Origin of the sequence: Myroides pelagicus (genome assembly GCF_009711055.1) — a bacterium.
Classification (GTDB): Bacteria; Bacteroidota; Bacteroidia; order Flavobacteriales; family Flavobacteriaceae; genus Flavobacterium; species Flavobacterium pelagicum.
In genome coordinates, this window is the sequence record NZ_WMJY01000002.1 from 178,521 (window position 1) to 191,527 (window position 13,007).

The 13,007-nt window shown below is 33.8% G+C and carries 12 protein-coding genes; 10 read left to right on the forward strand and 2 right to left on the reverse strand.

Annotated features, from left to right (window positions below; genetic code table 11):
* Nucleotides 1–44 precede the first annotated feature (44 nt).
* The 9 genes from GJV77_RS01800 (at nt 45) to tsaB (ending at nt 7,026) form a co-directional block, all read left to right on the forward strand.
* Nucleotides 45–1,049 (forward strand): cytochrome c oxidase subunit 3, encoded by a 1,005-nt coding sequence (locus GJV77_RS01800; RefSeq protein WP_155034645.1) that lies wholly within the window; start codon nt 45–47, stop codon nt 1,047–1,049.
* A gap of 21 nt (nt 1,050–1,070) precedes the next feature.
* Nucleotides 1,071–1,427, forward strand: a complete 357-nt coding sequence (locus tag GJV77_RS01805) for a cytochrome C oxidase subunit IV family protein (RefSeq protein ID WP_155034646.1) — start codon at nt 1,071–1,073, stop codon at nt 1,425–1,427.
* A gap of 81 nt (nt 1,428–1,508) precedes the next feature.
* Nucleotides 1,509–2,165: a hypothetical protein gene (locus GJV77_RS01810; protein WP_240142797.1), complete on the forward strand. Its 657-nt coding sequence runs from the start codon at nt 1,509–1,511 to the stop codon at nt 2,163–2,165.
* Between the two features lies 1 nt (nt 2,166).
* Nucleotides 2,167–2,790 carry an SCO family protein gene (locus GJV77_RS01815; RefSeq protein WP_155034647.1) on the forward strand — a complete coding sequence of 208 codons (624 nt, stop codon included), beginning with the start codon at nt 2,167–2,169 and terminating at the stop codon, nt 2,788–2,790.
* The gene (locus GJV77_RS01820; protein ID WP_155034648.1) at nt 2,790–3,335 is read left to right on the forward strand and encodes a DUF420 domain-containing protein; all 546 of its coding nucleotides are present in this window, start codon (nt 2,790–2,792) and stop codon (nt 3,333–3,335) included. The genes GJV77_RS01815 and GJV77_RS01820 overlap by 1 nt, the downstream gene beginning before the upstream one ends.
* A 26-nt stretch (nt 3,336–3,361) precedes the next feature.
* Nucleotides 3,362–3,589 (forward strand): hypothetical protein, encoded by a 228-nt coding sequence (locus GJV77_RS01825; RefSeq protein WP_193563668.1) that lies wholly within the window; start codon nt 3,362–3,364, stop codon nt 3,587–3,589.
* Nucleotides 3,590–3,696: 107 nt separating this feature from the next.
* The gene (locus GJV77_RS01830; protein WP_240142798.1) at nt 3,697–5,097 is read left to right on the forward strand and encodes a TolC family protein; all 1,401 of its coding nucleotides are present in this window, start codon (nt 3,697–3,699) and stop codon (nt 5,095–5,097) included.
* Nucleotides 5,098–5,102: 5 nt separating this feature from the next.
* On the forward strand, nt 5,103–6,347 hold the full coding sequence (locus tag GJV77_RS01835; protein ID WP_155034650.1) for an efflux RND transporter periplasmic adaptor subunit: 1,245 nt from the start codon (nt 5,103–5,105) through the stop codon (nt 6,345–6,347).
* 1 nt (nt 6,348) lies between these two features.
* A complete protein-coding gene (gene tsaB, locus GJV77_RS01840; RefSeq protein ID WP_155034651.1) occupies nt 6,349–7,026 on the forward strand; it encodes a tRNA (adenosine(37)-N6)-threonylcarbamoyltransferase complex dimerization subunit type 1 TsaB in 678 nt (225 codons plus the stop codon).
* A 2-nt stretch (nt 7,027–7,028) separates the two neighbouring features.
* Here the strand turns inward: tsaB and GJV77_RS01845 are convergent, their stop codons facing one another.
* Nucleotides 7,029–7,796, reverse strand: a complete 768-nt coding sequence (locus GJV77_RS01845) for a mechanosensitive ion channel family protein (protein ID WP_155034652.1) — start codon at nt 7,794–7,796, stop codon at nt 7,029–7,031.
* A 2-nt stretch (nt 7,797–7,798) separates the two neighbouring features.
* The gene (locus GJV77_RS01850; RefSeq protein WP_155034653.1) at nt 7,799–9,811 is read right to left on the reverse strand and encodes a thioredoxin domain-containing protein; all 2,013 of its coding nucleotides are present in this window, start codon (nt 9,809–9,811) and stop codon (nt 7,799–7,801) included.
* A gap of 859 nt (nt 9,812–10,670) precedes the next feature.
* Between GJV77_RS01850 and GJV77_RS01855 the strand changes: the two genes are divergently transcribed.
* Nucleotides 10,671–12,950 carry an inorganic phosphate transporter gene (locus tag GJV77_RS01855; protein WP_155034654.1) on the forward strand — a complete coding sequence of 760 codons (2,280 nt, stop codon included), beginning with the start codon at nt 10,671–10,673 and terminating at the stop codon, nt 12,948–12,950.
* The last annotated feature ends 57 nt before the right edge of the window (nt 12,951–13,007 follow it).

A 13,007-nucleotide genomic window follows, 5' to 3' on the forward strand; every position in this document is an offset into this window, starting at 1 on the left:
AAAAATTAAATTAAATTTGAGAACTTTATAACTAACAACTTTTTATGGGAGCGACAGTTACTACAGCAGCTACTAAAGAAAACACATGGGGCGGAGGAAATGAGCCTCTAAAAGTAAGCTACGGTAAAATGATGATGTGGTATTTCATATTATCAGATTCATTAACATTTTGTGGATTCCTTGTAGGATATGGATTTACACGCTACAAGTTCATGGATACTTGGCCAATTGCTGACGAGGTATTTAATCACTTTCCTTTTCTACACGGAGTAGATGCACCAATGTACTATGTTGCATTGATGACATTTATCTTAATTTTCTCTTCAGTTACTATGGTACTAGCGGTTGATGCTGGTCACCAAATGAAAAAAGGGAAAGTTGCAACGTATATGTTTTTAACTATTCTAGGAGGTTTAGTTTTCTTAGGATCTCAAGCTTGGGAGTGGAAAAACTTTATTAACGGAACTTATGGTGCTGTTGAAACAAGAGGAGGTTCAATTCTTCACTTTGTAAAAGGAGAAGGAACTGAAGCTAAGCAAATAGCATTAGCAGATTTTGCTATTGTAGACGAAAACAGAGATGAGGCAACTTTAACGAGAGGAAAAGGTACTTGGTTCTTAAAAGGACCTGAAGCGGCTACTTATTCTATAGCAGAGGTTAAAGCTGGTTTATTAGCTAATCCTGATGTAAAAATCAGAACGCAAAAAACTATTCAAGATCCTGAGACTGGTCGTCGATACAAAGAAGTATTAACAAGAGAACAATCAGTAGAACGAATTAATGACGCTACTATCGTTGTTGAAGGTGCAAGCTTAATCCGCAACGAATATGGTCACAAGACATTCGGTGATTTCTTCTTCTTTATTACAGGATTCCACGGATTCCACGTATTTACAGGTATCTTGATCAATATTGTTATTTTCTTTAATGTTCTTTTAGGAACATATCAGAAAAGAGGATCATACGAAATGGTTGAAAAAGGAGGATTATACTGGCACTTTGTTGACTTAGTGTGGGTATTCGTATTTACATTTTTCTATTTGGTTTAATTTTAAAAAAAAATATTGATAATGGCATCAGAAGGAACTCATCAATCAAATACAAAGAAAATTTGGACTGTATTTGCTATTTTATCTATTATTACTCTTGTTGAGGTTGTATTAGGTATCATTAAACCAGAATCGTTACACCAAGTTTATATTTATGGTTTAAGTTTATTAAATTATATATTCATTATTTTAACAATTGCTAAAGCATACTACATTATGTGGTCTTTCATGCACTTAGAGCATGAGAAAAAATCATTCCAGTGGTCTGTAGCAGGAGTTTTAGGATTTTTATGTGTTTATTTAATCACATTGGTTTTGATTGAAGGAAACTACATATATGATGTATTCCAAAGCTCACAATACAAGTGGATTTTTTAATAACATATTATATATTGAAAAGGCGGTTTATTAACCGCCTTTTTCTATTTTTGTACGTCACATATTGAAACTGACTGTATAATGAAAAAATACCTTATTCTTATCCTGTTGTTTATTATGCCGATTAGTGCATATCTCTTTTTTGCATCAGGAGTTAATCAATTCGAACGTTTACCGATCATATCAGAAGGCGTGAATGAACTTCCAAAAGGGGAAAGCTTATTGGGTAATAGCCCTGCCTTGGAAGGAAAGATCACTGTACTTGGTTTTCCAGGAGCTCATCTATTTAAAGATAGAGGTGATGCTTTTAACTTGAATCAAAAGATATATAAAAAGTATAAAGACTTTGATGATTTTCAATTAGTGATGGTTTTGCCAAAAGGAAGTGAGGCAGAGGCGCAGAAGGTAGTTGATGAATTGAGCCCAATATCGGATATGTCTAATTGGAATTATCTGTTCTTAGAGCGAGATGAGATTCAAACATTTTATAATTCACTAGGTCTAGTGGGGAAATTAGATGAAGACATGGCAAGTGTTAATGTCTATCTTGTGGATAAAGATAGAAATGTGAGAGGGCGCAATGGAAAGAGCAAAGCAGGACAATTTGAATACAAAGAAGGGTATTCTACAATTAGTGCTGCAGAATTGCACAATGATATGATGGATGATGTGAAAGTATTGTTAGCTGAATATCGCTTAGCATTGAAGAAGTATAAACGAATTAATAAAGACCAATAATATGAAAGATAAATCGTATATCTGGATCTCCTTTATAGTTTTAATTTTTGGTATTTGGGTGATGCCAAAAGTTATAAAGAAGTTTGAAAAGGCAGATCTAATGACTATGGGAAAAGCTCCACATTTTGAGTTAATCAATCAGGATGAAAAAGTAATTAATAATGAATCGTACGCAGGTAAGGTTTATGTGTTAGAGTTCTTTTTTGCAAAATGTCCTACGATCTGTCCTATAATGAATATGAATATGTTGAAGTTGCAAGATGCTTTCTATGGCAATATGAAGTTTGGTATCGCCTCAATTAGTATTGATCCAGTTAATGACACACCAGCAGCTTTAAAAGAACACGCAAAAGAATTAGGGGTGAAGAACCCTTATTGGAATATGATGACAGGTGAAGGGGAATACATATATGATGTAGCGAAGAAGTTTAACTTGTATACAGGAGTAAATCCTGAAGCAGCTGGAGGATTCGAACACTCAGGATTGTTTGCATTAATTGATAAAGAAGGAAACATTCGTTGTCGTGTTGATGAACATGGTAATCCGATTTTATATTACGATGGAACGGATGATAAAGCTGTAGAGTGGTTGAAAGAAGATATTAAATTGTTATTAGACGAATAATGGAAAATGCGAATTTAGAGAAGAAGTATAACAAGTGGATTTGGGTATTGTCCATTGCAATCCCTTTAGTTGTTGCTATCTTGTTTGGTGTAAATCTTCAAAAGTTAGGGTATGATGTAAAGCCATTGAGCTTTTTGCCACCAATATATGCAACGATCAATGGTATTACTGCTATTTTATTGGTTGCAGCGGTATATGCTATAAAAAAGAAAAATAACATCAAGTTACACGAGCGCTTGATTAAAGTTTGTATTGGGTGTAGTATTGCTTTTTTAGCGATGTATGTAGCTTATCACATGACTTCTATCGAGACTAAGTTTGGAGGTGAAGGAACTATACGCTATGTGTACTTCTTTATTTTAATTACCCATATTTTGTTGTCGATTATTATCATACCATTTGTGTTGTTTACATTTGTGAGAGGAATTGCAGGTGCCTATGAAAGACATAAGAAATTAGCACGTATTACATATCCTATGTGGTTATATGTAGCTGTTACAGGAGTAATTGTTTATATTATGATCTCTCCGTATTATATTAATTAAACTGTTGGTTTATTAACTTAACTAGTATGATGAAAAAAATAGTATTTCTTTTTTTGTTTTTAATGGTTAGTGTGGCTGATACCTATGCACAGTGTGCTATGTGTCGAGCAGTACTAGAGACGGAAGATGGAGGAGTGAAGGCTGAAGCAGTAAATGATGGGATTGTTTATTTGATGATTTTTCCTTATTTGCTTGTGCCTACAGCACTTTATTTCAGTTATCGAGTTTATAAAAGCAAGAAAGTTGCAAAATAAGTATCAAAAAACCGCTGTTATTAGCGGTTTTTTTTATTCCTTTATATGAAATAGTATTTTAGGATTATTTAACTATGAGAGTCAAAAGGTTTAAATATTTAGTCTTTATGTTTCTAGGAGGCAGTATGTTTTGTATTGCTCAAGAGAAAAAATGGACTTTGGAAGAATGTATTTCCTATGCTATCACACATAATATACAAGTAAAACAAACTGAATTAGAGAAAGAAGCGTCTACAGTTAGAAAGCAAATGGCTAAAGGAGACTTTCTACCATCTGTTAGTTTTAATGGTCAGCATAATTGGACTATAGCTAATAGTACACTATCTGAAGAAATCGGAACGAATGCTAAGACTGTTCAGGCATCGTCATTTGGTCTAAATGTGGCGGTAGACTTGTATAAAGGGCAAGTGAATCAACATCGTTTAGTGAAAGCCAGATTGGATCAACTGGCTTCAGAGTATCAAGCTCAACAGATGAAAGAAAATATTGCATTGCAAGTGATTAATTCTTATTTGCAAGTGATGTTTAATAAAGAACTAGTTCGCACCAATGAAGTGCAATTGACCTACGATAAGGATCAAAGCATTCGAATGCAAACCTTAGTTGACGCAGGTGTGGTTCCAGCAGGTGATCTGTTAGAAGCTAAAGCAACTGTGGCTATATCTAGTCAACGTCTAATTACTTCAGAAAATCAATTAGTCATGGCTAAGCTTAATCTAGCTCAGCTACTGCAATTAGAATCTTATTCGACATTTGATGTAACAGATACTAATTTTGAAGTGAAAGGTGAAGAGATATTAAAACATAGTCCTGAAGAAATAAAAGAGCGTGCATTTGAGTCATTGATGAATGTGCGTATTGCGCAAACGAATTTAGCAATAGCTGAGCAGAATGTAAAAATAGCTCGAACTTCATTTTATCCTACTTTGACAGGAGTTTATAATTTGACAACGAATGCTAATTATCTTGATCGAGTTACGGGGTATACTATTGGAAGTTTTCCTCGTGAGATAGGGTATGTCGAGGGTAGTAATGCCAAAGTTTTGGCGCCTAGTACAGTGCCAATGATGGGTGGAGCATCTCCTTTTTTTGATCAGCTATCGGATAATTTGAGATCCTTTGTTGGATTGACATTGAGTGTGCCTATCTTTACTGGGTTTAGGACAAGAAATAGCTTGAAATTAGCTAGGCTATCTAAGCAACAAATTTCCAATGAGAAAGAAGTTGCAATATTAGAATTAGAGCAACAAGTATTCAAAGCATATACTGATACTAAGAATGCGCATAAAAGTTATGAAGCTAGTGTAGTAACTTTGGAGTCTAGGGAAAAGTCTTTGGAGTATGCGAAAGAGCGTTATGCAGTAGGTTTGATCAATGTATTTGACCTAAATCAGAACCAGAATTTGTATGTAGCTGCTCAATCAGATATGCTTAAGAGTAAGTATGAATATATATTTAAGACGAGAATACTAGAATATTATTTTGGTGTTCCTTTATTTTCCAATTAGTCAATATGAAAAAAAAGTATGTAATAGGGGGTAGTGTTCTTATCCTTTTAATAGTAATAGGTCTAAGTACAGGAGTCTTTAGTAAGAGGAAGGAAGGTGTCGTTGTTGAAGTTAAGGTATTAGGAAGAGATGATATAATAGAGAAAGTTTCAGGTACGGGTAAGGTACAACCTGAGATAGAAGTGAAACTAACATCAGAAGTATCAGGAGAAATTATAAATTTGCCGATTAAAGAGGGACAAGTTGTAAATAAAGGAGACTTACTAGTAGAGATTAATCCAGATTTATATGAATCTATTGTTGATCGTAATCAAGCCGTATTAGAAACAAGTATGGCAGGGCTCTCTCAAGCGCAAGCGCAGTTGAAGGAAGCACAAGCAAATTATGAACGAAATAAAACCCTGTATAGTAAAGGTGTTATTTCGGGTTCTGAATGGGATAAAGTTGTTTCTAATTATGAAGTTACAAAAGCAACGAATAAATCAGCTTACTATAACGTAGAAAGTGCTAAAGCAGCCTTGACAGAGGCAAAGAGAAATTTATTGCGTACAACTATATATTCTCCTACTTACGGTACAATTTCAAAAGTCAATGTGGAATTAGGTGAGCGCGTTTTAGGTACACAGCAAATGGCGGGTACAGAAATCTTGCGTGTGGCTAACTTAAGTAAGATGGAAGTAGAAGTAGATATTAATGAAAATGATATAGTGAAAATCAATGAAGGAGATGAAACCATCATTAATGTAGATGCTTATTTAAAAAAAGAGTTTAAAGGAATTGTAACAAGTATATCTAATTCGGCATCAAATCAAACACTGTCTGCTGATCAAGTAACGACATTCAAGGTAAAGATTAAGATATTAGAGGAGTCGTATAAGGATCTAATTGAGGAAGGAGTAGAGAATGATTCTCCATTTAGACCGGGTATGACAGCAGCCGTGGAGATTATTACGAATGTTCGAAAGGGTGTTTTAGCAGTGCCTATTAGTGCTGTAGTAATGCGTAGTCTTACTGATACTATCCAAAATAAGGATGTAGAGAACAAAGCCTACGATAAGGATAAAATGAAAGAAGCTGTATTTGTATCTAAAGATGGTGTAGCGCATCTTAAGTTTATAAAAACAGGTATTCAAGATGATACAAATATTGAAGTAGTTGGAGGATTAGAAGCCGGAGAGGAAGTGATTACAGGGCCTTATTCCGTGGTTAATAAGCAGCTACAACACAAAGAAAAGATTAAAGTAGAATAGAATGATTACACTTTTGAATATTGAAACTGCAACAAAGAATTGTTCGGTATCTTTATCAGTTGATGGGCAGTTAGTAAAATTACAAGAGATTGCAGAAGAAAACTTTTCACATGCCGAGAAGCTTCATGTGTTTATAGAGGCTGTCTTAGCTTCTGTAGGTAAAACACTAAAAGACTTAGACGGTATAGCAATTAGTCAAGGACCAGGGTCATATACTGGATTGAGAATAGGGGTTTCTTCAGTGAAGGGACTGTGTTATGGACTAAGTATTCCAATGATAGCAGTGGATACATTAGAAGTATTAGCTAGAGCGGTACCCTATACAGATGGGTTAATAGTACCTATGATAGATGCACGTAGGATGGAGGTATTCGCGAGTGTTTTTGATCAAACATATCAACAACTTCAGCCCATAGAAGCTGTAGTAATTGATGAGAATTCATTCCAAGAATTGAGACAAGTGGATAAAGTTTATTTTGTTGGTGATGGTGCAGCTAAATGTGAAGAGATCTTAAAACAAGATAATTTCACTTTTTTAAGTAAGATCGTTTATCCTTCAGCAAAAGAGATGGTGACAATTAGTTATCAGAAATATATAAACAAAGAGTTTGTAGACGTCGCATACTTTGAGCCTTTTTATTTGAAGGACTTTGTGATGGCTACTAAAAAAAATAAGTGATGCTATAAGGCATCACTTATTTTTTTTGCTTCATAAAGTATATACGAAGTGACTGTCGTGCTATCAGAACTTTCTACCCAAGCATGTACGGTATAAGTAATCTTTGTATCAAGTAAATCTTTTATGTAAATATGAGGTGCAGGCTGTGTGAGGATTAAATTGTTTTGTTCAAGTGAGGCTTGTAACTTATCAATGAATTCACTGGTGTTTTTGAGTAAGGTCGTCTGTAAATTGATTTCTAATTTTCTCAAGTTATTTTGAGATAGGTTTTTTATTTTTCCGTTGGAAAGTATTCCATTAGGTAGATAGACTACATTGTTTTGAGAAGTCTGGATTTGTGTTGAAAATATATGTATTCCTAGCACTTTGCCTATTTCGCCTTGAGCTTCAATGGTATCTCCAATGCGAAAGGGTTTGAATAAGATGATTAATACCCCTCCAGCAAAATTACTCAATGAACCTTGTAAACTTAAACCAATCGCTAGAGTCATTGCACCTACTATGGCTACAAAAGAACTAGTTTGAATCCCTAATTTGGAAGCAATGATAACAAATAGTAAAATGCGCAGTCCCCAAATAAGTATGTCTATTAAAAAACTTGCAAATGTAGGGTCAATGCGCTTTTCTAAAAATAACTTGTTTGCTAGTTTTTTCAAGAATTTGATGGCAAACATTCCAACTGCCAAGATAAAAAGTGAAGTTACTACTTCGGGTAGAAACTTTATAATAGTGTCTATGTAATTGCTTAATAAGCCGTCTAGTTTTTGCATGTTTATAGTTTATGATTGGTTAGAAAAGATGGATTATTTTCTGGTTTTAAACAAGTAGAATTTGTACATAAGTAGTATTGACTATTTACTGTTTGGTTTATTGTATATTTACTTAAATAAGGTATTGATGATTCTGTTTGAACCGGAAAGATAAAAGAATGGGTAATATTCTCTTTTCTCAGGTTTAAAGATAGTTCTAAAGCATCATTAGCAACAATGGTTAACTCTTGTGGGTGTTCAATGTATAGATTTGCCAATAGCCAATGTGAATAAGCCGAAGGATAGTCAACTTGAGAACACATCGTACCGTTCATAGTTTTTGCTAGTTTAGTGTAATAGTTATTTTCGAATAAAACACCTAGTTTTAATAGGTTGATACACATGATTGCATTAGATGACGGGATTACATTGTCCTCTGTTTCAAAGATACGTGTTACATAAGCTTGTGTTTTTGCGTTTAAGAAGAAAAACATAGCGTTTTCATCGAAGAAGTTGTCTAAGCAATAGTCTGTTTGTTGTTTTGCTATTCGTAAATAAGATTCTTCGGCCGTACACTCATAAAGCTGGATACAAGCTTGAATAAAAAATGCATAGTCATCAAAATATGCCTTAATAGGTGTTTTGTTTCCGTTTATAAAATTGTGATATAGCTCTTGCGTTTCGTTATCCATTAAGTGTATTTGGATGAAACTGAACAATGTTTTTGCACGTGTGAGATAAGTTGGCTCACTTAGCGCTGTATAGCTATCAAGTAATCCAGTAATGTACATAGCATTCCAAGATAATAGTGCTTTGTTGTCAATACGGGGGTGTTTTCTTTTTATTCGGTATGTCAATAATTCTTGTTCCCATTTTTGTTTGAGTTGGTGAATTTCATCAGTTGACTTATTGTAATATTTAGCAATAGCTTCAATGGAGTTATTTTGGATTAGGACATATTTTTCGTCTTCCCAATATCCGAAGCTATTAATATTGTATAAAGTAGAGAAAATATCAAAATTAGTACTAATAATTGCTTCTAATTCATCAATGGTCCAAACGTAGAACTCTCCTTCTACTAATTGACCTTTTGCATTTAGGCTATCAGCATCATAGGCTGAATAGTATCCCCCATAGTTGTTTTTCCAATTAGTTTCTATGAATTGAATAGTTTTTTCTATAACTTCTTTATATAGTGTATTTTGTGTTCGTTTGTATGCGTCTGCATAGACTTGCAGTAATTGTGCATTGTCATATAGCATTTTTTCAAAATGTGGGATATGCCAACGGTCGTCAACAGAATATCTCGAAAAACCACCTTCTATAGTATCAAATAATCCTCCCCATGCCATTTTGGTTAAGGTGAGGTCTACGTATTCTAGTAGCGAGGTATCTTCTTTTAATAGGCCGTAATTTTGAAGGAATAGTAAATTTGTTGGCATCATGAACTTTGGAGTTCTGCTGTATCCACCATATTCCCAGTCAAAGCTTTTTTTCCATTTGTCTAATAATGGAGCAAAGTCAAAGTTGTTTTCTGTAACAAGACTAGGAGCAGCACTTAGTACAGATATTCCTTGGTGTAATTGTTCTGCATACTCTAAAGCAGTGTTTGGTTTAGATTGGTACAAGGCAGATAATTGAGTTAAAGCATCACACCACTTTTCTTTCGAAAAATAAGTACCTCCCCAGATTGGCCGACCGTCAGGAAGGCATACAACATTCAAGGGCCACCCTCCTTGATTTGTCATTAGTTGTACAGATTTCATATAAAAAGCATCAATATCTGGCATTTCTTCTCTATCGACCTTAATCGATACAAAGTGTTGATTCATTAAATCAGCAACTTCTCGGTTTTCAAAACTCTCATGTTCCATTACATGACACCAATGGCAAGTAGAATACCCTATACTGATAATGATTAATTTATTAGTTTGTTTTGCCAATGTAAGGCTTGAGTTGTTGTATGCTAACCAATGTACTGGATTAGTGGCATGTTGTAATAAATATGGACTTGTCTCTTGGTATAATTTATTCATAATAACGTCTTATTGAGATGATGTAAAAATAAGAGTTAATAAAGAGATTAGCGCATGTTGGTAATAAAAATAGGTAAATACTTCTTTTTATAGAAAAATTAAAGTCTGTTGATTTTAAGGTAAGTATTTGATTTATAATTATGGACTATATTTGATAGGAGTGGCTTTGGGAGATAAGCTGATATTTCTTTAACCAAGCTACATATGGTTACTTTTAAAAACGGAGGTATGCTATGTTTTATACTTTTCGAAAAGCTTTTGCTTTTTCTTTTAAATTATTAGTAAGACACTGAATAGAGAAATGGTAGGTTTTAAAAATCAAGTAGCTTGTTTTAACTCATCGATATTTCAAAATAGTAGTATTTCGAGCCAAGCTTGTGCTATTAGTGCAGTATTTCTGCAGTATACTACCCTAGGAGGGCATTCTTGGCAAGGAATGTGCACTCATACTGCAAGTATAGGTCAAAAGAGCATGGAAAAATAACGTCGATCAGTTGTAGTAACCTGATCGATTAGAAAAACGAATGCCCAATAAAGTATTAAATAACCGGATTTATAAGATGTATCTGCATATCTGTTTGATGTGAGAAAGGGAGGTAAGTTAATGTTTTTCTTAGAAAAAAACGTAAAAACACTTTTTCTGATGTCTGTATAATAGCTTATTGTTTTTTTTTTGAATGACTACTGGTTTTCTCTTTTAAATCAAGGCTATAATAGTAAATGTAGATAGGTAGTAATTTTCTAAAAAATGTTTTTGTTAAGAGGTGTTGTTTTCGCTTAAATCATAACATTGACTTAACATAGGTTTTCAGATTTATAATCAAATTTGCAGCTCACTTATAATTAAATATTTAGATTAATGGAACAGATTTTTATCGTAATGCTTATCGCATTGGCAGTTCTAGCGATTATTGATATTACTGTAGGAGTTAGTAATGACGCTGTTAACTTTTTGAACTCGGCTATAGGTTCAAAAGCAGTAACTTTCAAAACTATTATGATAGTAGCTTCTTTAGGTATATTGGTAGGAGCTTTATTTTCGAGTGGTATGATGGAGATTGCCCGAAGTGGTATTTTTATCCCCAAGATGTTTACGTTTAACGATGTAATGATCATATTCCTCGCCGTAATGATTACGGATGTACTTTTGTTAGATGTGTTTAACTCTTTAGGGTTACCAACTTCAACAACAGTATCAATTGTATTTGAATTACTTGGGTCAGCAGTTTGTTTGGCAGTTATTAAGATTGTAAACAGCGGTTCAGGTTGGGATACGCTGCCGGAATATATTAATACGGCTAAGGCAACTCAGATTGTAGTAGGTATTCTATTGTCAGTACTACTATCTTTTACCATAGGTTCGATTGTACAGTATTTGTCTCGACTAGTATTTACGTTTAATATAGACAAGAAGTTAAAGACTTTTGGTGGGATTTTTGGTGGTATAGCGATTACTGCAATTACCTTCTTTATCTTGATTAAAGGACTTAAAGGAGCTAGTTTCTTAAGTAAAGAAACAACATTGTGGATTAAAGAAAATCAAATGACAATTGTAGCAATTAGCTTTGTTATTTGGACGATTATCTCACAATTACTAGTAAGCGTATTTAAAATAAATATTTTACGTGTTATCATTGTTATAGGTACATTCGCCTTAGCTCTTGCTTTTGCAGGTAACGACTTGGTGAACTTTATTGGTGTGCCAATCGCTGCATTCCAATCGTTTGGATTCTTCCAAGCATCCGGAATGGGAGCAGATGAATTTATGATGGGAGTGCTGGCTGAAGAGAGTGTAGTAGCTCCGTTCTATTTCTTATTGATTGCAGGAATAATCATGGTAGTAACGCTATGGACTTCTAAAAAAGCAAAAGCTGTAGTTGAGACAGAAATGAACTTAGCTAGACAAGATGCTGGAGGTACAGAAGAGAAATTTGATTCTAATGTGCTATCACGTTCTATTGTTCGAGGTACTGTATTTATGGGGAATATGATTGATTTTGTATTGCCAAAATCACTTCAATTAAAATTAGACAAACGTTTCGAGAAACCTGCAGTTACTGTAAAAAGAGCAGCAAAAGATGAACCAGCGTTTGATATGGTACGTGCTTCAGTTAACTTAATGGTTGCAAGTATATTGATTTCGATAGGTACTTCGATGAAGCTACCTTTGTCAACTACTTATGTAACGTTCATGGTAGCAATGGGTACATCATTTGCAGATAGAGCATGGGATAGAGACTCTGCAGTATATCGTGTAGCGGGTGTATTTAATGTAATTGGAGGTTGGTTTGTAACAGGTATTGTTGCTTTCCTTGCTTCATTTGTAACTGCATATATCTTAAAAATAGGTGAAGTATATTCACTTGTGTTAATGTTGATTATTGTAGGGATCCTACTTTATAGAAGTAATAAAGTTCACAGAAGAAAAGAGAAAGAAAAAGAATTAGAGGAAGCGCAATTAAGCCGTGTAGATGTTGTAAATATACAAGGTGTAGCTGCTGAAAGTTCGACTCAGATTGCCAATGTTCTTACTCGTGTAAATGAACAATATACTGTAGTAATTGATGCTATTGCTCTTCAAGATATTAATGAACTGAAGAAAAGTAGAAAGAAATTAAAGAAATTAGAGAAAGAAGTTGATAACCTTCGCGGTAACGTTTATTACTTCATTAAAAACTTAGACGATACATCAGTAGAGGCAAGTAAGTTTTATGTTGTAACATTGGGTTATCTACAAGAAATGATTAAGGCTGTGAGTTTTATTTCTCAAAACAGTTTAACTCACGTTGATAATAATCACAAAAAACTTAAGTTCAATCAGATTAGAGACCTTAAGTTAATCGATCAAAAACTTCAAGAGTTCTTTGATCAAATTATCAAACTGTTCTCAGAAGAGAAGTACTCAGAAATAGAAGCTATTCTTGCAAATAAAGAAGAGATTATTTCGACAGTTGATAAATTAATTCAAAAACAAATTATTCGTATTAGAACGACTGAAACAAGTCCGAAGAATAGTAAATTGTATTTTTCTATTTTGTTTGAATCAGATGACTTGATTAAAGCGACAATCGGATTATTAGAATTGTTTAAGAATTTTGAAATGGATGTTAAGAGGAAATCGTTCATAAGAATGAGATAATCTTATATATTTAATTACAGTGAAGGAGAGGTTGTTTTTACAACCTCTTTTTTTGTG